The following is a 21,871-nucleotide window of genomic DNA, read 5'->3' as shown; positions in this document are numbered from 1 at the left end:
CCGGGGATATGATCGAAAATCGAAAACTAAGCGCTGGCCTTACTCATCCTTTGGCAGATGCAAGGTGAGTTCTTCACGTTTCGATGTAAATATGCGTTGTGTCCTGCCCTGCGCGTCAGTCACGCCTTCCACCATGACGCCGCTGGCCGACTCCAGCCGATGGCGCACGTGCGCCAGCGGCTGTTTCGTCTCCTCGTCCAGCACGACAAAGGCTTCGTTATAAATCTCCTTTGCCTTGGGCAAGCTGGGCTTGCTCACACTGCCATCGGCTGGGCCGGTCAATTCCTTCTTGCTTGCCTTGAACTCGACCTTGCCAGGCGCATGCAGCATGATGTTTCCTCCCTCGAGCTTCAGGCATGCCCCTTGTGCGGTCAGCAACAGGTGCTTGTTCGCTGCGACGGTGACATTCTTGTTGACACTGGCGACCGTGATCGTCTTGTCTGCAGTAAGACGGGTTTCGCCTGACTGGCTTTGACTGCTCAGCTTGCCGCTGGCAGCATGGAGCTTGATGCCGCGCTCCTGGTTGGGCTTCTCCTTGGCGCTTGCCTTGCCGTACGTGAAAAGACTGATGCCCGATTTGACCGCATGGCCACTGTTTGCCCCTGCTGCCAGGTTCAAGTCCTGGCCGGCGCTAAGGCTCGAGGTATGCGCGGCGGTAAAGATCGCATCGGCGGGCGTTGTCGCCACAATGCCTACTGGGCTCGACAGCTGAAGATGGGGCTCGCTGTAGGCCGCGACGCTGCCCTTTCCGCCAACTGAAGTCGCCCCAGTGTCGGCGCTTTTCAATACGTCGACGATGCCTTCCATCGCGCCCAAGGCAGGCAGTGGCGCCGATTTAGCCCCGGCGTCTCCTTTCTCGCCCGGCAGCACGGCATGATGTTGTTGAGCGGTGCGCGCCATTGCGGACTGCAGCGCCACGCTCTGTTCGACCTGGTCCAGAGCCTCGCGCGAGTCGAGTTGACTGCCACTGGCACCGGTGCGCTTATCTGTGGATAACAGCAAACCCCTGGCTGCGCGCAGTGCAGCGCTTCCGGTCGCATGCAGCTCGGCACCAAACCCGAGCGGATGCAGGCGCTGGTTGTCCACTTGGTGACGCAGGCTGCCTAAATTGAGTTCGGCAGTATCCGCTTGCGAAGCGGCCCGACTTTGCAGCGCAAGCCGCGACTGCGCGGCCGTGTCGTCGAATACCAATTGGTTATGGGCGCCGGTGCCGCTTTGGCTGGTGCTCATGCCTTGCGTCTTGATACCGGACAGCACCGCTGGATGCGCATGCGCACCGCTCTCGCCAGGAAACCAGGCTGGAGCGTTGCCGGTCGTGGATCCGGGGCCATGTGCGCTCCGGTTGTGCTGGGCATCAGTTTCCCCCGCGCCGTTGTAGAGACTACCGATGACGACGGGCCGATCAATATTCCCGTCCAGGAAATCAACCAGCACCTCGCTCCCCACCCGCGGTACAGCCACCGCACCCCAGTTCGCTCCCGCAATGGGTGCAAGTGGCATGGCCAGGCGCACCCAGGTACCGGAACGATCGTCGGCAGGGGCGCCGGTTTGTCCGACTGGAGCCGGGTGGTGTAGTCGGCTATGGCTTTGATCATCCCGGCCCGCGTTACGCTGCCAATGGAACTGCACCTTGATGCGGTTGTCGCGGTCGGTATGGACCGCGGCGCCTGCGGGACCGACGACGATCGCCGTCTGCTGGCCGGTGATCGTTGGCCGTGGGTGGAGCACCACCCCATGACCGTCATCGTTGCAGCTCCGGTATGGCACCTCGCTACGAATGGCATCGACGCGATTGCGATAAAGCGGGCGCTCGCTGATTGCGTTGGCAGGTGCGTGCAGGCTATCGCGTGGCTCCTCGCCGAAGGCCGGAGCGTGCTCGTGTCCCAATGCCTGCGTGACCGCACCCCGCAGCTCGGCACTCAGGTTGTTGTTCGCCAAGTGGAGTACGCGCACTGCCAGGAAGGTTCGCGCATCATCACTGTGTGCCTGATCCAGGTGCGCGTGTCCATGCAAGCTGAACGTCGTGCCGGGCGCAAGTGTGCGTACGGTGCCGGCACCTGTATGTGTCTCTTTTACCAGCTGTCGTGCCTGCAGCTGGTTGCTGACAATACGTTCCCCTTGCGCACGTGTCGGGTAGGCGTAGGCCCCGGGCGTGTCGCGATTGATCGGGCCTGACGTATGGGAACCGGCGCTCGCAGCCACCGGACGGTCGTTGACTGAGCGATAGTCCCAACTGCTCATGCTGGCGCTCTCCATGACCGAACGCGTTGCGATGCGCCAGCGGTCCATGCTGTCTTCCCGCATGACTGCGCCGGGTTGGGCAAAGCGAATGTCGGCTTGTGTATTCGGCTGGAAGGCCCCGTTGTGGTCTGCAATGACCAGCGTATGGCAGCCCGGATCCTCGTCATTGCCAGCAGGGCTGTGTTCCACATAGTAAAACAAGCCTTCCTCGTACATCAGCCGTTCGACGAAGGCGAAATCCGATTCCTGATATTGGCAGGTCAGGGACCGGACAGGGTAGACCTCCCGATTGGCAATGTCGTAACGCCACATGGGGACAAGCTTGCCCATGCCCTGCCACCTTCCGAAGACGGCGTCTAGGATGTCAAAAACCGTCTTGTCCTGAAACATCCTGCTGTCGCGCCCGAACTTGAGGAAAGCACACCAGGGCTCGATCCTTGCCGTATAGCGAGCAAAGCCACCATTGGCGCCGACACATTGGGCGGCGGTGATATAGCCGTGAAAAGGACGCCTGCCCATCCCTGGGCTTGCGGTTAAAAGTTCGAGCAGCGCCGGCTGGCCGATGAGCCACTTGAGCGGGATATCAGCGTCCGTGGAAAGAAGAGATACCTGAAACGTAAAACCGCTGCTCAGGCCTTCCTCACCGCGGAGGCACTCGACCAGCAATGTGTCCGGACCGAGAGGAGTACGAATACCCAGCAAACGGGTATCTTGCGTGAAGCGCGAAAATAGCTCGACCACTGATGCCTCCACTGAAGCGCGATGTGCCAGATCAAGAGAAGGAGACATCATGGTGTGCATCAACAACACCACATGATGAGTCCGGTCCTAAAGGCGCATTGTTACCTGTGGGTTGCAGGCAATCCTTGATCAACAGCAAGAGGGACACATCGTCCGACCTTTCCTACACGCGTTCAGCCACTGCGCCGATTGGAGCGCCCGCCGAAAGCGCTAGCATCAACCATCATGCATTCACGCTCAGGGAGAATCACGATGGCCGGGGATAAAACGCAAGATCAGGCAGGTGAACAAGGAAACAACGCGGGGTCGGCAAGCAACCCCGGGCGCAGTGCCGACAGCCTGTCCGGTACGCCTGAAACAGGCGCCGGGCAGAGCCAGCAAAGCGCCGCCGGCGGCAGCTCGGCCGGGCACTACACGGGCGGGACAGGCGCCGGTACAAGCCGTGAAAGCGGTTTCGTGCAGACTTCTGCCGAGAGCAATGTCGGGCCGGTTTGGTGCGCCGCAGAGCAGCCGCGGCAGCGCGGGTGGCGCCATTCCCGGCGGCACGCAAGGCGCCGCGGCGCCGGGCACGTCAAGCGAGAACGGCATGGGCGCGGCGGCCGGTGGCGGGCGTCCCGGCACTTCGGACGACATGCCGAATGGCCCGATCGAGGGCGCACAGGGCGGCGTTGCGGGTGACGACAGCCTGGTGAAAAAACTGGGCGATCCGGGCGCCGACATGCCCGACGGCAGCGACTCGCGCTGATCTCGACGGCTGCCCGGCTCCAGGCAGCCTGCAACCGCCGACGCGCCCGGCTACCTCGCTGCGCTCGCCGGCGGCATCTTGTCTCCAATAGCCCGATCGCGATCGTCACGCCGCCCAACCGAGCGGCCGCTATCCTCACGTTCTCCTCTGGCCAGCGCACGCTCGCGGCGACGCCGCATCCCGGCCGCTTTCGCACATGCGACGGAGCCCGTTGTCGACAAACGCCCCTCATCTCGTCAGTACAGACAAACAATGCTTGCATGTAACGTTTGTGTCATGCATTGTTGTAATAATTTGTACTTTATTTGATAACGAGAGAAAAAGGGGAGTCACATGCGTCGCGTTCGTTCATTGAAGTTGCTGCCACTAGTCCTGGCGCTTGGGTTGGCCATCACCGGCCATGCGTCGGAGGCCGATCACCGCGAGTTCGAAGCGACGCTGCATGCGCCCTACACGGCCCCCGCGGCCGCGCAGGAAGGCCGCACCTTCGCATTGAGCTTCAGCTACCCGTATGTCGAGCAGGCGCAGGACATCGTCTGGCGCCTCGAACTGATCGACCCGGCCGGGCGCGTGGTCGAGCGCTGGCAGGGTACGCAGCGCCTGAGCGGCAAGCCGGTCGAGGTCAAGGTGAACTGGGCCGGACGCGCGGCAAACCCGGCCCTGCGCGATGGCATCTACCAGTGTGCATGGTGGCGCTGGCACGCGCAGCCGATGGACGCCGCGTCCAGCCGGTCGCCGAGGAAGTCGATTCCCTGCTCGAGGCCGAAGGCGGACACAGTGTCGAGCAAAGCTGGGACATCGTCGTCGGTCCACCGGACACGGTGCCGATGCCCCCGTTCGCGCCACTGCCTACGCCCGAGAAGGCGAAACCGGCGCGTCCCCGTCCCACCTCGTCCCCGGCCACCAGCAGTACCGGCACGATCAGCAGCGCCAGCATCGCCGGCGGCTCGGCGGGTACCGTCTCCCCCGCCTCGGCCCCGGCCACCGGCTCGCTGCCCCACACGGTGTACTACGCCAACCTGCACAGCCAGACCAACCACAGCGATGGCGGCGGCGCCCTCGGCTCCTGCACCGGCGCGCAGGCGCCGCAATCGGCGGCCTACGGCCCGGCCGAGGCCTTTGCCTATGCGAAGAACAAGGGCCTGGACATCCTCATGACGTCCGAGCACAACCACATGTACGACGGCTCGGACGGCACCAACACGGCCGCCAGCCCGGCGACGGCCAAGGCCTTGTATCAGTCCGGCCTGAAAGCGGCCAGCGACTTCAACGCGGCGAACCCGGGTTTCCTGGGGGTCTATGGCCTCGAGTGGGGCGTGATCAACAATGGCGGCCACCTGAATATCCTCAACAGCACCGAATTGCTGGAATGGGAATACAACAGCAGCAACCAGCTGATCGGCGACACCTTCGTCGCCAAGAACGACTACGCCTCGCTCTACACGCTGATGAAGAACCGCGGCTACCTCGGCCAGTTCAACCACCCCGACACCAGCGGCCAGTTCCTCGTCAACGGCGTCCCGCTCGGCTATACGGCCGATGGCGACCAGGCGATGGTGCTGTGCGAAGTGCTCAACACGTCGGCGTTCTCCACCAATACCACCGAGACCGAAACCGGCCGCAGCAACTTCGAGGGCGCCTGCAAGAAGGCGCTCGAGGCGGGCTTCCACGTCGCCTTCTCGACCAACCAGGACAACCATTGCGCCAATTGGGGCGCGTCCTATACCAACCGCACGGGCGTTCTGATCCCGACCGGCACCGCCCTGAGTAGCGCCAGCTTCAACGACGCCCTGCGTGCACGCCGCGTGTTCGCCACCATGGACAAGACCTCGCAACTGATCCTGACCGCCAACGGCCACGTGATGGGCGAGCGCTTTACCAATAGCGGCCCATTGACCCTGAACGCCAACTTCGCCAGCACCTCCGGCAAGAGCGTGAGCTCGGTTGCCCTGTTCGAAGGCGTACCCGGCCGCAACGGCACCGTGACCCAGCTGTCCAGCAGCGCGAGCGCCACCATCACGCCAGGCGCGGGCGCGCATTTCTACTACGCGAAAGTCACGCAAAACGACGGCAACATCCTGTGGTCGGCGCCGATCTGGGTCACGCAGGGCACCTCCACCTCGGGCGATACCCTGGCGCCGACCGTCTCCGCCAGCGAAAGCGGCACGGGCGGGACGATTACCCTGTCGGCGAATGCCAGCGACAACGTCGGCGTCAGCAAGGTCGAGTTCCTGGTCGATAACGTCCTGAAAGGGAGCGACACCACGTCTCCATATTCGATGACCCTCAATTCGACCACGCTGAGTAATGGCAGCCACAGCCTGGTAGCGAAGGCCTATGACGCGGCCGGGAATATCGGCAGCTCCAGCGCGGTGGCCTTCAGCGTCAGCAACACGACGACCGGCACCCAGCTGCTGGCCAATCCGGGCTTCGAATCGGGTGCGGTATCGTGGAGCGGCGGCAGCGGCATCGTCAACAATTCCACCGCCACGCCGGCGCGCACCGGCAGCTGGAAAGCGAAGTTTGCTGGCACCGGTACCACCCGCACCGACAACCTGTACCAGCAGGTCGCGATTCCGTCGACGGCCACCAGTGCAACGCTGACCTTCTGGCTGCAGATCACCTCGGCGGAAACGACCACGACCACCGTCTACGACACGCTGAAACTGCAGGTGCGCAATAGCGGCGGCACCATCCTGGCGACGCCGGCCTCGTACTCGAACCTGAACAAGGGTACCGGCTATGTGCAGCGCAGCGTGAACCTGACGGCGTACAAGGGCCAGACGGTGCAGGTGTTCTTTGCCGGGGCGGAGGATTCGTCAGCGCAGACGACTTTCCTGGTCGATGATGTGGCCTTGACGGTGCAGTAAGCCGACTTCACCCACACCGCATGGAATACGGTCCGGACACCCCCTCCGGGCCGATTTGACTTGCCTCGTGCCCCGATTCAGGGGCACACTTGCGTCCGCAATCCGGGGCACACGCGTCGTCCCGCCCCCACCCATTTGCCGCAAGCCCTTGCCAGCGCGCGCCGTTTCCTGATCCTGTCGGAGAGCGCCCTGGCGTTCACCCGACAATAAAAGGCGCTCCATCCATGCACATCCTGTTTCTCTGCACCGGTAACTCCTGCCGTTCGATTCTCGCCGAAGCGACCTTCAATCACCTGGCACCGGCGCCATGGCGTGCGCTGAGCGCGGGCAGCAAACCGACCGGCCAGGTACACCCGCGGTCGCTGGCGCTGCTGCGGCGCGAGGGCATTTCCACGGAGGGCTACCACAGCAAATCCTCGGGAAGACTTGCCGGCGACGCCGGACATCGTCATCACCGTCTGCGCCAGCGCCGCCGGCGAAACCTGCCCGGTTCACCCGGGACCGGTCATGCGCGCGCACTGGGGCGTCGACGACCCGGCGCATGCGACCGGGACCGACGAGGAAATCGATGCCGCCTTCATGCAGGCCTACCGCATCCTGCGCCTGCGCATCGAGGCCTTCCTCGCGCTGCCGCTGGACGAATTGCGCCAGGACCGGGCGCACCTGGCGGCCGAACTGACCCGCATCGGGCAACTGGCCTGAGCCGTGCTGCATACCGTAGTTGAAAACCTATCACTACCCCATCTTCTTGCTAGTTGACCGGCCTGCAATTTAGCCGGAAGCTCGACGTGGTCGGCGGTAAGCAAAAGCCGCTCGACGGACGGGATTCTCTGGAAACCAATAAAAACAGGCTGGCCCCGATGCGGGCCCAAGCCCGGACTTCACGATACGACCACGGCCGCGTTGCCTGCAACGCGGTGGTGACAATCATAGAAAAAACGATCCGATAGCCAAGACTATTTGAAAAGTTTTCGTTTGAAGTTAGGGAGACGACATGCAGAACTTATCGAAACCGGAACTGATTTCCGTGCTCGATTTTATTTTTGATACGCAAAAAACCAGGGACTCGGCGGCGCTGTACGAAAGCCTGAAAAGGCTGGCCTACGAGACCTTGCGCTGCGAAGAGCTGGTGATCGGCACCTGCTCCGAATCGGCATTGCCCGGGAAATGCCATTTGCAGCCACCCGAGGATCCGGCGCTGGTGTCCGAGGAGCGCGATGGCGCCAGGGCCGATGCCGAACGCAAGCTCAGTTGTCGATCCTCCTGTACGGGCTCATCGAACACCAGCGACGCCAACGGAGCCACCCCCAGCGACATCACCAGGACCGACGACGGCATCATGGTCTGCAATTATTCCACCAAGAATTCCACCAGGACGCCCGCCCTGTGCGCCGCATTCGTGCGCAAGGACCAGTCGTCGGAAGACCAGGAATTGCTCGACGGGCTCACGCCCTACCTGTCCGCCGCCATCGGCCGCCTGTCCGCCAACGCCGTCGTGGCAAAAGCCCAGGGCAAGCAAAGCGAGCCCATCGTGCTGACCACGCGCGAAAAGGAAATCCTGCAATGGGTCGCGGTCGGCAAGAGCTGCGGCGAGACGGGCTCCATCCTCGGCGTCACCGAACGCACCGTCAAATTCCATCTGCAAAACGTGTACCGCAAACTGGCCGTGGTCAACCGCGCCCAGGCCGTCACGGTCGCGCACCAGTACGCCCTGCTGTAATTCCTCCGGGCCGCCGTCCGGCGGCCTGCGCTGTTTCCTCCCAGCTCGCCTGTTGCGCCTTCCGGCGCAGGCGCCGGCGCGCGCCCCCCATTGCACGCCTCCTGTCCTGTCCGCCGCCCCTGCCTGTACGCACGGTCAGCTAGTTTCGTGCTTTTCCGGATGGTCTAATGCCTGCTCAACGTAGGGCAGCCCGAGAACGGTCTGGCCCCGATTGAAGACCTCAACCATCTAGGAGAAACACCATGAATCTCAACAACAACGTTACCGGAATGACCCAGCTCGACAAAGGCGTCGACATCACTGTCGCAGGCGACGTGATCACGGTTGAGAAGATGCAGGCCATGGCGAATATGTGCGCGCCAGGCGGTAGCGGCTGCCCATCGGATTGCTGCAGCGACGACTTCAAGTCGCGCCTGGAAGCGGTTGTCGTCGACGGCGTCGACGGCAACGTCACCATGCACCTGCGCGGCGCCATCAACGCCTCCGAAGTGCAGGCGAGCCTGTCGAAATGCGACTGCTACGATCAGAAAGCCTGATCGCTGTCCGCAAAAAAAACGGTAAGAAAATCCATCCAGGGGTGATCGAATGAACGTAGAGACGCTAGATTCAAAAACCAAAACCGTGGGCGCCGTGTATGCAGATGCGGCGGCCCGCCCTGCCGGTCTGTGCTGCCCGCAATCCTATCAATCGGAGTTCACCAGGCACATTCCGAAGCAGGCGTTCGATCACAACTACGGCTGTGGCAGCCCCTTGCTCAAGGCTGGCGCGCAAGCCGGCGAGACGGTCGTCGACCTCGGCTCCGGCGTCGGTATCGACTGCTTCGTCGCCGCGCGCCTGGTCGGCCCGACCGGCAAAGTCATCGGTGTCGACATGACCGACGCCATGCTCGAGCGTGCACACGAATTCAACCAGGAAGTGGCAGCCGAACTCGGCTACAACGTCGTCGAATTCCGCAAGGGCGTCATCGAACAGCTCCCGGTCGAGGACAACAGTGTCGACCTGGTCATTTCGAACTGCGTGCTCAACCTGTCGCTGCACCAGGACGTCGTGATGAAGGAAATCCACCGCATCCTGCGCCCGGGCGGACGCCTCGTCATCTCCGACATCGTCGTCGACCGCGAAGTGGCCGAAGCCGACCGCGCCAACGAGCAGCTGTGGGCGGAGTGCTATACGGGCGCCATCCCCGTGAATAAACTCGTCAGCACCTACGAAAGCCTGGGCTTCCTCGGCCTGACGCAGCTCGACGAATCGACCTGGGAAAAGGTCGCCGGCTACCACTTCGGCTCGATCACGCTGCGCGCCTATAAACTGCCGAGCAGCAAGGTCTCCGGTTGCGTCTATGGCGGCCATGCCGCGATCTACCTCGGCCCCTACGCCAGCGTGAAGGACGAAGAGGACCACGACTTCGTGCGCTTCACCCCGACCGAGGTGTGCGATGCCACGGCCGCGCGCCTGCGCATGGCGCCGTACAGCGACAACTTCATGGTGCTCGACCTGCCGGCGCTGGCGAAAGCGGCTCCGCTGTCGGCCTGCGGCTGCGCACCGGGCGTCGTCTGCCCACCAGCGGCAACCACGGCCACGGCGGCACCGGCGGCGAGCACGGGCGGCTGCTGCGACAACCAGTCGTCCTGCTGCGCCTGAACAAAAAAAAGCACACCGTACGACCAGCACGTCACGCGCCTGCAGGGCAGGCGTGTGGGGCTGCACGCCCCTACCTATCAAACCTGGAGAGCAAACATGGCGGCAAACTTACTGCGGGACGTGAACGTCCAAGCCGATTTCTTCGATGTCGATGCCGTGCGCCTCGACTTTCCTGTCCTGCAGCGGCACATGGAGCCGAAAGGGACCTTCGCCTATCTCGACAACGCGGCCTCGGGACAGATGCCGCGCCAGGTGAGCGACCGCATCCACCGCTATCACACCAACGAACACGCCAACGTGCACCGCAGCGTGCACACGCTCGGCGCCGAGGCGACCGAAGCCTACGAAGGCGCGCGCAAGAAAGTCGCCGCCTTCGTCAATGCCGCCAGCCACACCGAAATCCTGTTCACGCGCGGCACCACCGATTCGATCAACCTGGCGATGCAAAGCTACGGCCGCCCGAACCTGCAGGAAGGCGACGAGATCATCGTCACCACGCTCGAGCACCACTCGAACATCGTGCCCTGGCAAATGCTGTGCAAGGAAAAGAAGTGCGTGCTGCGCGTCGTTCCCCTGAACGACGACGGCGAAGTGATGGTCGATGAATACATGAAGCTGCTCAACGCGCGCACCCGGCTGGTGGCGATGTCGCACGTGTCGAATGCACTCGGTTCGGTCAATCCGGTCAGGCTGATGGTGGCCGAAGCGAAGAAGCGCGGCATCGTCACCCTGGTCGACGGCGCCCAGGCCATCCCGCACATGGCGGTGGACGTGCGCGACCTCGATTGCGATTTCTACGCCTTCTCCGGCCACAAGCTGTTCGGCCCGACCGGCATCGGCATCCTGTATGCGCGCAGCGCCATCCAGGAACGCATGGGCCCCTACCTGGGCGGCGGCGACATGATCCTGCGCGTCACGTTCGAGGAGACCATCTATAACGTCGCACCGTACAAATTCGAAGCCGGCACGCCGCCCATCGTCGCGGCGATCGGCCTCGGCGCCGCGGTGGACTACCTGTCGGCCATCGGCATGGACCGGATCGCGGCCTACGAGTCGGCACTGCTGGCCTATGCCGACGAACGGATGCGCACCGTGCCGGGCGTGCGCATCATCGGCACCGCCGCACAGAAGGCGGGCGTGCTGTCGTTCATGCTCGACGACATCCATCCGCACGACGTCGGCAGCCTGCTCAATTCGTATGGGGTCGCGATCCGCGCCGGCCACCACTGCGCCCAGCCGGTAATGGAGCGTTTCGGCGTGCCCGCCACGGCACGCGCCTCGTTCGCGTTCTATAACACGCGCGACGAAATCGATGCCCTGGTCGACGGCGTGAAACACGTCAAGCGCATCTTCGCCGCACCCTGACCGACCCACGAAAGAGCGCGATGACGAATGCCCAAATCCTGTACCAGGACGAGATCCTCAAGTACGGCCGCCAGCCGAACAACCGGGGCGTGCTGGCCGACGCGAACCTGCAGCTGCAAGGCGACAGCCCGATCTGCGGCGACCATCTGCGGCTGTACCTGCGGGTCGACGCCGGGCGCGTCCAGGCCGTGTCGTTCTCGAGCTCGGCCTGCTGCGCGCTGTGCATGGCGTCGGCCTCGATGATGACGGACGCGATCAAGGGCCTGTCGATCGCCGGGGCGCGCGCCTTGCGCGAACAGTTCCCGGCGATGGTGGCCGGCGACGTGGACGCGGGCGAGCGCCTGCAGACGCCGCAGCTGGCGGGCTTGCGCGTCTTCGAACGGATACGCGATGTGCCTTCGCGCACCGAATGCGTCAGCCTTTCCTGGAACACGCTCGGCACGCTGCTGTCGACGGCGCACATCGCCAGGTCGAACATTGCGGAGCTTGCCGAATAGGCGGCCCGCTTCACACAAAAAAGACGGAGAAAACCAGATGCCTTCCCTCGTACACGCCATGGCGCAGCAGGCGCGCCGCCCGAACGGATTGTTCGGCCGGCTCTTCGGCCTCTCGATGAGCCGCATCAACCGCGAAGCGAACGCATGGACGCTGTCGCAGCTGGGGCTTGCACCCTATGACGACGTCCTCGAGATCGGCTACGGTCCCGGCCAGGCCATCGAATTGCTGACCGAGCAAATCACCTCCGGAAAAATCCGCGGCATCGATTTTTCCGACACCATGCTGGCGCAAGCCTCGTCGCGCAACCGCGAGGCCATCGCGCGCGGACAGGTCGAACTGAGCGTCGGCGACGCGGCCAGGCTGCCGTATCCGGACGCCAGCTTCAACAAGGTGTTCTGCGTGAACGTCATCTATTTCTGGCAGAACCCGCGCGAGCCCCTGCGCGAAATCCTGCGCGTGCTGCGTCCCGGCGGCCAGCTGGCCGTCTACATGGGCGATGCCGAGGAAATGGCCGGCGTCAGGATCACGCAGACGGGCGTGTTCCGGCTGTATCCGGCACGCGAACTGATGGCCATGCTCGACGAAGTCGGCTTCGCAAGCGCGACGCACGCCACCTCGCCGATCTCCCAGGGCCCGCTGTCGCGTGGCGTCTGCGTGCTGGCGACGAAATAAACCGCTCGCCCGCCGAACCGGCGCGGCCGCGAGGCCGCGCTAGAAGGAGTAACGCAGTTCGCTGAACACGCTCCTGTTTTTCTTCATGACGCCAAACAGGCTGCCCTCATTCCCCCCATACCAGACCGCACCGGCCGTGATCCGGGTGCGGTCGCTCAGCGCGTAGGTGGCCATCGGGTGCACATAGGTGCTGTTGTCGCCAAAATAATGCTGCACGAAGACTTCGGCGCTGAGGGTCTGGTTCATCCACTGGTTGGCAACGCGGAAGGTCATGCCCTGGGTGCGGCGGCGCGACTGGACGAAGATCAGGCCGTTCAGCCCCGTCAGTTCCGCCCCCATGGCGTCAACGCAGCCGCAGGCGCCGGCGCGCCCTGGTGCGGGATCGGTCCAGCGTCCGAAGAGCTGGACATTGACATTCAGGTCGCTGAAAAAGGTGCGGTCCATCCCGGCCACCAGGTAGCGGTAGGGCCGCAAGCCGGTCGCTGTCGCCTCCCCGCGCACGGGGCGGACGGCGGCCGCTTCGATGCGCATGCCGAATTTGCCGAAGTTGCGGGCCAGGTCGGCGCCGACCATGTCGATGGTGGGGTAGCGCAGGAACACCGTGTGCGTGCCGGCGCGCGTTTCGGCCCGTTCCGCCTGCGCCAGCAAACTGGCGCCGTGGTAGGCGCTGACGGAAAAATCGATGTCGTCGCGGGTGACGGCGACGCGCACGCCGACCTGGCGCTTCTTTGCACCGTCGGCATCGAAGCGGTACTGCTGCGCCCCGCGCGAGGCGAAAGGCAGCGTGGACGGCTTGAAGCGGGTGCCAAAAAACAGGGTGGCCGCGACCGTATCGGTGACGTAATAGGTGCCGCGCGCGCCCCACACGCCGCTGCGCTCGTCCTCGTCGAAGGGCAGCAGGGTCGTGTAGTTGCGCGGGGTGACGATATCGGTGGGATTCAAGGCATCGGTCTTGCCCCAGGCGAGGATCTGCTTGCCGATGCGGAAATCGGCGGCCGTGGTGCGCCAGTCGAGGTAAGCGTAGGGAAAGTCGACTTGGGAGCGGGTGCCGGGCGCGAGGATGGCGCTGGCGCGCAGCTGCAGCGCCGCGCGCAGGCTGGAGGACAGGTCGTAGGAAGCCTTGGTCTCGAAGGTCGACAGCACGAAGTGGCGTTCGTCGCTCAGGACCTTGTCTGAACGCGTGTAGTTCAGGCGGGCGGCGCTGGCGAACTTGATTGCCGCGGGTCCCGCCAGTTCGCCCTCGAGCGGCGCGGGTTCGGCCCCCGGCTCCGTGGCGCCGGCCGCCGCTGCGACCAGCGCCTGGGCCAGACAGCGGCCAGCCGCGCTCATTCGCGTTCAAGGTTCCTCAACGTAAACGTGCTTTCCGGGATAGCGATATCGGCCTTGGCGGCATTCGCAACGAAGGTCGACGTGTGTCTGGTCTGGTGGTTGACCATCTGGCGCATCGTCGCCGCCCAGCGCCCGCCATCCTTGCCCATCTGCGTGATGCCCTTGACGACCTGGGTTTTCAGCAGGGCGCCGGCGAGGTCGTAGTAGTCGATTTTGACCTCGTGGAAGTTCGACTTGGCGATCCATTGCACCTTCTTGCCGTAGTCGTAATCGCGCTTGACCTTGTCGTCCACCGGCACCGACTCGATGACATAGCAGTCGATGCCGTCGATGATCTCAGAGCCCACCAGCCGGTTCTGGTAGAGCGTGACTTTCGGCGTCAGGATGTCGCCGTAGGCAAAATCGCTGCCCAGAAAACTGTCCTTCTTGTTGTTCGCCACCAGGCGCCGGCTCTTATGCAGGGCTGGCAGGAAGATCCACTGCTCGTCCTCGCCGTCCATGTGCTCGTGCTTGAGGAAGCCCACGCCCTTGACGTCGGCCGGCGCGACGATGCGCACCATCAGGCGCGAATCGATGCCGTTCGGCTGCAGGGCGGAGATGGCATGCAGCTTGCGCTCGCGCTTGACGCCGCCCTCGTCCGTCAGCGTCAGGGTGACGTGCTTTTCCAGCGCCTTGACCTTGGAGGCATAAAAATTGTTCTGCATGATTTCGTCGACGCCAGGCGCCGCGCCCGCGTGGGCCGATTGCAGGGCCGTGGCCAGCACCAGGCCGCCGAGATGGGCCCAGCGGTGCGACCAGCTGAAATGGGTAGTCGTTTTCATGCACGTTCCTCCAGTCGGATCGCGGCGCCGGCGGCGGCGCGCGCATTGTGTTGGCCATAGATGAAACGCGGTTTGAAGACCATCGTCAGCGCGCGCAGGAAAATCACCGCCACGAAGCCGCTGACGATCATCGTCGCGATCACCATCACCGCCAGGCGGGTGTAGAAGGCGAAGCCCGAGGTCAGCAGGAAGGAGTAACCGGCAGCGATCGACAGGGCGACGTAGATCACCGCCTTGCCCGAGGTGACCAGGGAACGGTAGGTCGCCTGGTAACTGTCGTGGGTGCGGCCCAGTTCTTCCTTGAAGCGGAACAGCAGGTACAGCTCGTAGTCGGCGCCGATGCCGATCGCCATTGCCGCGGTGGTCATGGTGCCCATGTCGAGCGGGATGCCGAGCCAGCCCATGACGCCGAAGTTGGCGAACACGACGATGGTGAGGGGCAGGGTGACGAACAGGCCGCCGACCAGGGAGCGCAGCGCCAGCGAGGACAGGATGAAGACGACGGCCACCATCTGCCACACGCTGCGCCACTTGTCCTGGGTCAGCGCGTTGTTGCCGGCCACGGTCTGCGCCAGGCTGCCGCCCATGCGCACGGTCACCCCGGCGGGGAACTTGTCCTTGATGAGCGCCTGTGCGCGGTCGTGCAGCGCCGTGGCGTAGGAGGTGCTGTCGGTCTTGACGAAGACCCACATGGCGGCGCGCTTGTAGTCGCCGTCGATATAGCTGCTGAAATCCTTGGGGCCGCCCGAGAGCGAATACATGAACAGGTACTGGGCGACCAGCGCCTTGTCGTCGGGGATGCTGAAATAGGCCGGATCGTCGCCGTGCATCGCCTGGTTCAGGCGCTTGACGATGTCGACGATCGACATCGCCTTGCCGACATGCGGCTGGACCGTCACGAACTTCTGCAGCTCGTCCATGGCTTTTAAGACCTTCGGATCCTTGATGGCGTCGGGCTGCAGGCCTTCGACCAGGAAGAACACGGTATTGGTACCGCCGAACATGCCGTTCAGGGCAGCGTCGTCGGTGCGCACCAGGCTGTCCGGACGGCTGAAATTCTTCAGGCTGTTGTCGACATTGATGAAGGTGACACCTGCGCCCAGCAGGGCCACCACCGCCACGCCGGCGGCGAGGATCCAGCCGGCGCGGCCGCCCCCGCCAGGCCGTGGGACAGGGCGCCGAGCATGCGGTCGAGCAGGCCGGTTTTCTGTTCGGCGGCCGTTTCCTTGACCTTCGGCGCCGGCAGGCTGGCGCGCAGCGCCGGGATCAGGGTCATTTCGAGGATCAGGGTGGCCAGCACGCCGGAGCCGGCGAAGAAGCCGAAGTGTGCCGAGGACGACACTTCCGAGTGGGTCAGCGTGTAGAAGGTGATGATGGCGATGACGCTGGCGGTGCCGACGATCGGTCCGACGTGGCCCATGCAGTCGACCACGGCGCGCTGCGACAGCCATTTGCGGTCCGAGTGCGGCTCGAGGGTGCGCAGGCGCTGGAAATCCTCGTAGTAGCGTTTCAGGATCTGCACGGAGTGGCCGGCGGCCACCGCCATGATGAGGATCGGCGTGGTCGTGTTCAAGCCATCCATGTGCACGCCCATCAGGCCCATGAAGCCGAGCGCCCATATCACACTCAGCAAGGCCGTCACGATCGGCAGCAGCATGCCCTGGAAGCTGCGGAAGGAGTAGTACTGGATCAGCATGATGATCAACAGTGCCACGCCGAAGAACATCGGCATCTGCATCATGTTGTGCTCGAACGAGCCGAAGTCGACCGGCAGGCCGGCGGCGTAGACGGCGATGTCGGCGTTGCGTTCGCGGTCCATGATGGCGCGGATCTTGGCCATCAGGGGCTCGTAGCTGGGCTTCGAATAATCGAGCTTGAAGTCGGCGATGACGGCGGCGGCGCGGTGGTCGGGCGACACCAGCGAATTGGTGTAGATCGCGTTGCGCTCGACGCGTTCGCGCAGCGTGTTCATTTCTGCCTCGGTAGACGGCACCTGCGCCATCATCGGCTGCACTTCCAGGCCGTCGGCGCTGCCCTTGATGTCCTTGACCTTGTTGGCTGCCAGGCTGATGACGTTGTGGCGTATCGCTTCCGGCATGTTCTCGATCTCATGCTGGATGCGGGCGATGCGGGCCAGGACCTCGGGCTGGTAGATGTCGCCGTTTTTCGGGGCGATCCCGATCATGACGATTTCGCGGCCGCCGAACATCTTTTCCAGGGTCTTGGTGGTTTTCACGAACGGATGCGACTGCGGCACCCAGGTATCCTGGTCCATGTCGACCTGCAGGTTCATCAGGCGCGAGCCGAGAAAGCCCGTCACGAGGAGGATGGCGAAGATGACCCAGCGCCGTTTTTGCACGATGAAGCGCGCGTATTTTTCGAAGAATGTATTCATGGCTCGTGTTCCGGGTGGATGGTTCGGTAAGGCGGGTCAGGCGAAAGCGAGATAGGAGCGTGTCAGTTCGCTCTTGGGCGAATCGAACACTTCCCGCGCGGTGCCGTATTCGAGCAGGCGGCCGGAATTGCCCTCGCTCCAGAACAGGGCCACGTAGTCGGCCACGCGCCGCGCCTGCGCCATGTTGTGGGTCACCAGGATGATGGTGATGGTGGCCGAGAGGCTGCGGATGAGTTCCTCGATCTTCCTGGTCGAGAGCGGGTCGAGCGCGCTGCAGGGCTCGTCCATCAAGAGGACGCTGGGCTGCAGGATCAGCGCGCGCGCCAGGCACAGGCGCTGCTGCTGGCCGCCCGACAGCGTCAGGGCCGGCTTGTGCAGCTTGTCCTTGACTTCGTCCCACAGGCCGACGTCCATCAAGGCACGCTCGATCTTCGCCGCCAGCTCGGCCTTGTCCTTCACCCCGTGCTGCATCAGCGGGAACTCGAGGTTGCGCCAGATCGAAAACGGAAACGGGTTCGGCTTCTGGAACAGCATGCCGATCTGGCGCCGCAGCGCGTGGTCGGGCGCCGCGGCGCCCTGGAAGAAATCGAAGCTGATGCAGCCGGAGACTTCGCAGTTCGGCACCATGTCGTTCAGGCGGTTCAGGCAGTACAGGAAGCTGGACTTGCCGCAGCCCGAGGGCCCGACGATGGCCGTGACCTTGTTGGCGCGGATGCGCAGCGACACGTCCTTCATCGCCACGTGGGAGCCGTAGCGGATGCCGACCTTGTCGACCACGATGCAGCAGTCGTCGCCCTCGCACGCGCTCGGCACGTTCTCGGTGCAGCAGTCTTCGCCGCCCTCGCATGCCGTCTGCACGTTCTGGCAGGCGGCCAGGCAGGCGGCCGCCAATTCTTCGCTTTGCTCGATCTTGCTCATGGTTGCGCCCGTTTCAGGATGAGATGAATTTTTTCTGGATGCGGTTCGACAAGGCGTGCATGCACAGGCTGGCCACGCCCAGCAGCATGATCAGCACCAGCGCCGAGCCATAGGCGGCGCCGTCGCCGCCGGAGACGTTCGTCGCCAGCTCGTAGATGTGCAGGGAAATGCTGCGTCCGGAATTGAAGACCGAGGTCGGCATCCGGTCGGAGTAGCCGCTGGTGAAGAGCAGCACGGCCGTCTCCGCCAGCGCGCGCGTCAGGCCGAGCACGATGCCGGCGGTGACGGCGGGCAGCGCCAGCGGCAGGCTCACGTACAGCAGGATGGCCATGCGCGACACGCCCAGCGCCGAGCCGGCGAAACGGTACTGGGTGCCGAGCGCGTCGAAGGCGCTGTACATGGTGCGCGTCAGCGTCGGCAGGATCATGCAGGCGAGCGTCAGGCCGCCGGCCACGATGGAGTAGCCCAGCCCCAGCTGGCGGCACAGCAGCGTCAGGCCGAACAGGCCGAACACCACCGAGGGCACGCCGGCCAGCACGTCGAGGCTGCCGCGGATCAGGGAAGCGAGCAGCCCGTCGGCCGGCACGTATTCCGACAGCAGGACAGCGGTACCGAAAGCGACCGGCACCGCCGCCGCCAGGCTCACGCCCGTGATCAGCGCCGTCGACACCAGCACCGAGGCGATGCCGCCGCTGCGGTCGGCGTCGCGCGGGTTCTCGGTGATGAATTCCCAGCTCAGCACCGGCAGGCCGTGGATGACGATGTCGATGACGGGCATCAGCATGGCCGCCGCCACGGCCGCGACGACCAGCCAGAGGGCGGCGCGCGGCAGGATCTGCCAGGGGCGCATGTCAGCGGTGCTAGCGGTGCTTGCGGTGTGCATACAGTTCACTCATCAGGACGAGCGTGGTCACGACAAGGAGGACGATCAGGCCCGAGACGTAGAGCGCCGCGCGGTGGTCGTCCTGGGCATAGGGCATTTCCAGGGCAATGTTGGCCGTCAGCGTGCGCACCGGATCGAAGACGGACGAGGGCATCTGCACGATGTTCCCGCACAGGACCAGCACCACCATGGTTTCGCCGATGGCCCTGGCCGCGCCGAGAATGACGGCGGCGACGATGCCGCTGCGCGCATGCGGCAGCACCACGTGGCGGATCAAGGCCGAGCGGCGCACCCCGAGCGCGGCGCCGGCGACAAAATAATGGCTGGGCACGGCGGCGATCGCCGAATGGCAGAGGATGGCGATGGTCGGAAAAATCATCAGCGCCAGCACCAGGCTGCCGGCCAGCACGCTCGTGCCCGGGCCGTCGATGGCAGCCACCAGCGGCACGATTGTCACCAGTCCCCAGAACGCATAGATGATGGTGGGGACCGAGGCGCTGAGGTCGACCAGCAGGCGCAATGCCCGGCGCAGCCGCTCGCCGCAATAAAAGGCGAGGCAGACGGCAAAGACGATGGCCAGCGGCGCGGCGATCAGCGTGGCGCTGAGCGTCAGCAGCAGGCTGGCGCCGATCATCGGCACCAGGTTGTACTGCCCGCTGCCCGGCCACCAGCCTTCGTCGAACAGGAAACGCGCGAAGCCGATCTTCTGCACCAGCGGATAACTCTCCTTGACGAGGAACACGCCGATGAGGACGATCAGCAGCGAGGCGACCAGGGCGCAGCAGCACACCACGGCCAGGAGCACGCTGTCGACGCGGCGCCCGCTGCCCTCGGCAGGCTGGCTGGGGGCGCCGCGCAACAGCGCATGGCCCGGCACCAGGGCTTTCATCACTTGCTGTTCGCCACGACCGGTGCAGTGGCCACCGGGATGAAGAACTGCGCCAGGATTTCCTTCTTCGCCGCCGGCGTCGACATGTAGGCGAGCAGGGCGGATTCATCCTTGCTGAGCGGCTTGCGGTACACCAGGTTCAAATCGCGTGCGATCGGGTAGGCGCCCGACGCCACACTCTGCGTCGACGGCACCAGGTTGCCCAGCGCAAGCATCTTGATCGGCGTGCCGTGGCTGGCCTCGTACTCGGCCGAACCGATGGAGACATAGCCGATGGCGCCCTTGTTGGTCGACACGGTGCGGATCTCCTGCTGGTTGTCGCCGATGATGATCTGCGCCTTGATGTCGCGCGGCGTGACGCCGAAGTAGTGGGTGAACACTTCCAGCGTCGAGCGTCCTTCGGCCTTGCTGATGACAGTGATCGGCGCGTCGGCGCCGCCCACTTCCTTCCAGTTTTTCACCTTGCCGGTATAGATGGCAATGATCTGTTCGCGCGTCAGCGCTTTTACCGGATTGGACTTGTGCACGACCATGGCGACGCCGTCACGGGCAATCAACAGCGCTTCCAGGTCCTTCTTTTCGTCCTCGTGCAGCGCACGCGAGACCATGCCGATGCGCGCGCTACCCTGGCGCACGTCGGCAATCCCACGCGAGGTGCCGCCCGACTGCACCTCGACGCGCACCTGCGGGTTGGCTTTCTCGAAATGCTTGCCGACTTCGGACATCAGCGGCGCAATGGTCGACGCGCCGGTGGCCGTGATCACGGTTTGCGCCAGCGCCGGACCGGCAAGCGCCGCACCCGCCACCAGCAGCGCGGACAAGGTCAGATTCAGGAAGGGTTTCATATGGCCTCTTATTGGGTGACGACGCTGCGTTCGAATTCCTGGTGGCAGATGCAGTCTTCGCCACAACCCTGTTCGGCATCCGGCACCGTGGTGCAGAACACTTCCCAGCGGTTGCCGTCCGGGTCGGCCACCCACATCTTGGTCTGCACCGCGTAGCAGCACTCGGCACCGTCCTCGGTCAGGATCTTGAAGCCGGCTTTCAGCAGGCGTGCATAGGTGTCCTTCACCACGCGCGTGCTTTTCACCTGGATGCCCAGGTGGCCTTGCGTGCGGGTGTCGAGCGGGTTTTCGTTGACGGAGAAATTCAGCGGCGGATCCTGCACGTCGAACTTGGCATAGCCTTCGCGGATCTTGACTGGATCGATGCCGAAGAAATGGCGGTAGAAGTTGACGGAGTCGAACAGGTCGGCCACGTTGATGCTGATATGGATGCGCTCGTCGCCAGGGAAATTGGCGGGTTTCAGCTGGAAGGGCTCGGCTTCGGCCGGGGCTGCGGTGTTCGTGTTCTGGTCCATGGCGGCTCTCGTAATGGGTTGGGCGATGCGGGATCGGATGCGGCTGGAATGCGCGACGGGGGCGTTTTAATCGCGGTTCGATTTCCAGTTGCAGCCGCCGGTTTCCTTGTCGTAGCAGATGCAGGAAAGGCCGCAGCCTTCGACCGCTTCGCTGTTGGTGACGACAAAGACTTCCCAGTGGTTACCGTCGGGGTCGACCACCCAGACCTTGTCCTGCACCGAATAGCAGCACGACACCTGCGTCTCGCGGGTATTGACCGTCATGCCGGCGGCCGTCATGCGGTTGATCACGGCCTGCACGGCCTCGGTGCTCTTGACCTCGATACCGAAGTGGCCGTCGCGGTCGATGGCGTCGGCGTGCTCATTGAGGGTGAAGTTCACGGGCGGGACGGTCGGCTCGAACTTGGCGTAGTCCTCGCGCAGCTTGCTCGGGTTGCGGTTGAACAGGATGCGATAGAACCAGAGCGATTTCTTGAGGTTCCTGACGTTCAGGCTGATGTGGATGCGGCGCTCGTTCGGGAAGTCGACCGCGCTCACTTCGTCGGTACCGTCGTCAAGGATCACGGCGCCGCCGCAGCCGGCGGCCTGGCTTGGAGCCGGGGCGCAGCATGCCGCAGCGCTTGGGGCAGCCGCGCTCGGTGCGCAGCAGGATGCCGCGGCCGCCTGTCCCGGACGAGGCGGGCAGCAGGACGAACCGGTGTTTGCAATAGGGTCGACTTCAGACATGTTCACTCTCCGCGTTAGGTGAAATACCTTTTACTGTGTGCAAAAGCGTATTCGTGG

19 protein-coding genes and 1 pseudogene are annotated in these 21,871 nt (G+C 64.1%); 9 read left to right on the top strand and 11 right to left on the bottom strand.

From position 1 onward, the window contains the following. Positions 1 to 39: 39 nt before the first annotated feature. A complete protein-coding gene (locus G4G31_RS03990; RefSeq protein WP_308622098.1) occupies positions 40 to 3,042 on the bottom strand; it encodes a type VI secretion system tip protein TssI/VgrG in 3,003 nt (1,000 codons plus the stop codon). 418 nt (positions 3,043 to 3,460) lie between these two features. Between G4G31_RS03990 and G4G31_RS03985 the strand changes: the two genes are divergently transcribed. The 9 genes and pseudogenes from G4G31_RS03985 to G4G31_RS03945 all read left to right on the top strand — a co-directional run bounded on the left by G4G31_RS03985 (position 3,461) and on the right by G4G31_RS03945 (position 12,493). After that, entirely contained in the window at positions 3,461 to 3,727 is a 267-nt protein-coding gene (locus tag G4G31_RS03985) for a hypothetical protein (protein ID WP_182990390.1), read from the top strand. A gap of 686 nt (positions 3,728 to 4,413) precedes the next feature. Then, entirely contained in the window at positions 4,414 to 6,597 is a 2,184-nt protein-coding gene (locus G4G31_RS03980; protein ID WP_182990389.1) for a CehA/McbA family metallohydrolase, read from the top strand. A 224-nt stretch (positions 6,598 to 6,821) separates the two neighbouring features. Further along, positions 6,822 to 7,299 (top strand): annotated as a pseudogene (locus G4G31_RS03975) (arsenate reductase ArsC). Positions 7,300 to 7,591: 292 nt separating this feature from the next. After that, a complete protein-coding gene (locus tag G4G31_RS03970) occupies positions 7,592 to 8,317 on the top strand; it encodes a helix-turn-helix transcriptional regulator (protein WP_182990388.1) in 726 nt (241 codons plus the stop codon). Between the two features lie 242 nt (positions 8,318 to 8,559). After that, positions 8,560 to 8,853, top strand: coding sequence for a hypothetical protein (locus tag G4G31_RS03965; RefSeq protein ID WP_182990387.1), 294 nt, complete (start codon positions 8,560 to 8,562; stop codon positions 8,851 to 8,853). Positions 8,854 to 9,067: 214 nt separating this feature from the next. Next, entirely contained in the window at positions 9,068 to 9,958 is an 891-nt protein-coding gene (locus G4G31_RS03960; protein WP_182990386.1) for a methyltransferase domain-containing protein, read from the top strand. A 96-nt stretch (positions 9,959 to 10,054) separates the two neighbouring features. Beyond that, on the top strand, positions 10,055 to 11,323 hold the full coding sequence (locus G4G31_RS03955) for a cysteine desulfurase (RefSeq protein ID WP_182990385.1): 1,269 nt from the start codon (positions 10,055 to 10,057) through the stop codon (positions 11,321 to 11,323). Between the two features lie 20 nt (positions 11,324 to 11,343). Continuing rightward, on the top strand, positions 11,344 to 11,820 hold the full coding sequence (gene sufU, locus G4G31_RS03950; RefSeq protein ID WP_182990384.1) for a Fe-S cluster assembly sulfur transfer protein SufU: 477 nt from the start codon (positions 11,344 to 11,346) through the stop codon (positions 11,818 to 11,820). A 37-nt stretch (positions 11,821 to 11,857) separates the two neighbouring features. Then, positions 11,858 to 12,493 carry a class I SAM-dependent methyltransferase gene (locus tag G4G31_RS03945; RefSeq protein WP_182990383.1) on the top strand — a complete coding sequence of 212 codons (636 nt, stop codon included), beginning with the start codon at positions 11,858 to 11,860 and terminating at the stop codon, positions 12,491 to 12,493. Positions 12,494 to 12,532: 39 nt separating this feature from the next. On the opposite strand, the gene G4G31_RS03940 is transcribed toward G4G31_RS03945, so the two are convergent. The 10 genes from G4G31_RS03940 to G4G31_RS03895 form a co-directional block, all read right to left on the bottom strand. Further along, positions 12,533 to 13,822 carry a DUF1302 family protein gene (locus G4G31_RS03940; protein WP_182990382.1) on the bottom strand — a complete coding sequence of 430 codons (1,290 nt, stop codon included), beginning with the start codon at positions 13,820 to 13,822 and terminating at the stop codon, positions 12,533 to 12,535. Continuing rightward, the gene (locus tag G4G31_RS03935) at positions 13,819 to 14,643 is read right to left on the bottom strand and encodes an outer membrane lipoprotein-sorting protein (RefSeq protein WP_182990381.1); all 825 of its coding nucleotides are present in this window, start codon (positions 14,641 to 14,643) and stop codon (positions 13,819 to 13,821) included. The genes G4G31_RS03940 and G4G31_RS03935 overlap by 4 nt, the downstream gene beginning before the upstream one ends. Next, positions 14,640 to 15,764, bottom strand: coding sequence for an RND family transporter (locus G4G31_RS03930; RefSeq protein ID WP_182990380.1), 1,125 nt, complete (start codon positions 15,762 to 15,764; stop codon positions 14,640 to 14,642). The genes G4G31_RS03935 and G4G31_RS03930 overlap by 4 nt, the downstream gene beginning before the upstream one ends. Then, complete coding sequence (locus tag G4G31_RS03925) at positions 15,704 to 17,038, bottom strand: RND family transporter (RefSeq protein WP_182990379.1); 1,335 nt, start codon at positions 17,036 to 17,038, stop codon at positions 15,704 to 15,706. The genes G4G31_RS03930 and G4G31_RS03925 overlap by 61 nt, the downstream gene beginning before the upstream one ends. Before the next feature lie 36 nt (positions 17,039 to 17,074). Beyond that, positions 17,075 to 17,956: a phosphate ABC transporter ATP-binding protein gene (locus G4G31_RS03920; protein WP_182990378.1), complete on the bottom strand. Its 882-nt coding sequence runs from the start codon at positions 17,954 to 17,956 to the stop codon at positions 17,075 to 17,077. A gap of 13 nt (positions 17,957 to 17,969) precedes the next feature. After that, on the bottom strand, positions 17,970 to 18,806 hold the full coding sequence (locus G4G31_RS03915) for a PstA family ABC transporter permease (RefSeq protein ID WP_182990377.1): 837 nt from the start codon (positions 18,804 to 18,806) through the stop codon (positions 17,970 to 17,972). A gap of 10 nt (positions 18,807 to 18,816) precedes the next feature. After that, on the bottom strand, positions 18,817 to 19,728 hold the full coding sequence (gene pstC, locus G4G31_RS03910) for a phosphate ABC transporter permease subunit PstC (protein WP_182990376.1): 912 nt from the start codon (positions 19,726 to 19,728) through the stop codon (positions 18,817 to 18,819). Beyond that, a complete protein-coding gene (locus G4G31_RS03905; protein WP_182990375.1) occupies positions 19,728 to 20,573 on the bottom strand; it encodes a phosphate ABC transporter substrate-binding protein in 846 nt (281 codons plus the stop codon). The genes pstC and G4G31_RS03905 overlap by 1 nt, the downstream gene beginning before the upstream one ends. Positions 20,574 to 20,581: 8 nt before the next feature. Then, complete coding sequence (locus G4G31_RS03900; protein ID WP_182990374.1) at positions 20,582 to 21,088, bottom strand: ArsI/CadI family heavy metal resistance metalloenzyme; 507 nt, start codon at positions 21,086 to 21,088, stop codon at positions 20,582 to 20,584. 66 nt (positions 21,089 to 21,154) lie between these two features. Then, positions 21,155 to 21,814 (bottom strand): ArsI/CadI family heavy metal resistance metalloenzyme, encoded by a 660-nt coding sequence (locus tag G4G31_RS03895; protein ID WP_182990373.1) that lies wholly within the window; start codon positions 21,812 to 21,814, stop codon positions 21,155 to 21,157. Positions 21,815 to 21,871: the final 57 nt, after the last annotated feature.

It is taken from the genome of Massilia sp. Se16.2.3 (assembly GCF_014171595.1).
In the GTDB taxonomy this organism is placed as follows: Bacteria; Pseudomonadota; Gammaproteobacteria; order Burkholderiales; family Burkholderiaceae_D; genus Telluria.
This window is presented reverse-complemented; position numbering and strand designations above follow the sequence as displayed.

Coding starts and splice junctions, on each gene's coding strand:
- G4G31_RS03920 (WP_182990378.1), bottom strand. CDS start 17,956: ATGAGCAAGATCGAGCAAAGCGAAGAATTGGCGGCCGCCTGCCTGGCC.
- G4G31_RS03945 (WP_182990383.1), top strand. CDS start 11,858: ATGCCTTCCCTCGTACACGCCATGGCGCAGCAGGCGCGCCGCCCGAAC.
- G4G31_RS03940 (WP_182990382.1), bottom strand. CDS start 13,822: ATGAGCGCGGCTGGCCGCTGTCTGGCCCAGGCGCTGGTCGCAGCGGCG.
- sufU (WP_182990384.1), top strand. CDS start 11,344: ATGACGAATGCCCAAATCCTGTACCAGGACGAGATCCTCAAGTACGGC.
- G4G31_RS03965 (WP_182990387.1), top strand. CDS start 8,560: ATGAATCTCAACAACAACGTTACCGGAATGACCCAGCTCGACAAAGGC.
- G4G31_RS03905 (WP_182990375.1), bottom strand. CDS start 20,573: ATGAAACCCTTCCTGAATCTGACCTTGTCCGCGCTGCTGGTGGCGGGT.
- G4G31_RS03895 (WP_182990373.1), bottom strand. CDS start 21,814: ATGTCTGAAGTCGACCCTATTGCAAACACCGGTTCGTCCTGCTGCCCG.
- G4G31_RS03925 (WP_182990379.1), bottom strand. CDS start 17,038: ATGAATACATTCTTCGAAAAATACGCGCGCTTCATCGTGCAAAAACGG.
- G4G31_RS03935 (WP_182990381.1), bottom strand. CDS start 14,643: ATGAAAACGACTACCCATTTCAGCTGGTCGCACCGCTGGGCCCATCTC.
- G4G31_RS03900 (WP_182990374.1), bottom strand. CDS start 21,088: ATGGACCAGAACACGAACACCGCAGCCCCGGCCGAAGCCGAGCCCTTC.
- pstC (WP_182990376.1), bottom strand. CDS start 19,728: ATGAAAGCCCTGGTGCCGGGCCATGCGCTGTTGCGCGGCGCCCCCAGC.
- G4G31_RS03985 (WP_182990390.1), top strand. CDS start 3,461: ATGTCGGGCCGGTTTGGTGCGCCGCAGAGCAGCCGCGGCAGCGCGGGT.
- G4G31_RS03980 (WP_182990389.1), top strand. CDS start 4,414: ATGGTGGCGCTGGCACGCGCAGCCGATGGACGCCGCGTCCAGCCGGTC.
- G4G31_RS03970 (WP_182990388.1), top strand. CDS start 7,592: ATGCAGAACTTATCGAAACCGGAACTGATTTCCGTGCTCGATTTTATT.
- G4G31_RS03915 (WP_182990377.1), bottom strand. CDS start 18,806: ATGCGCCCCTGGCAGATCCTGCCGCGCGCCGCCCTCTGGCTGGTCGTC.
- G4G31_RS03955 (WP_182990385.1), top strand. CDS start 10,055: ATGGCGGCAAACTTACTGCGGGACGTGAACGTCCAAGCCGATTTCTTC.
- G4G31_RS03990 (WP_308622098.1), bottom strand. CDS start 3,042: ATGCACACCATGATGTCTCCTTCTCTTGATCTGGCACATCGCGCTTCA.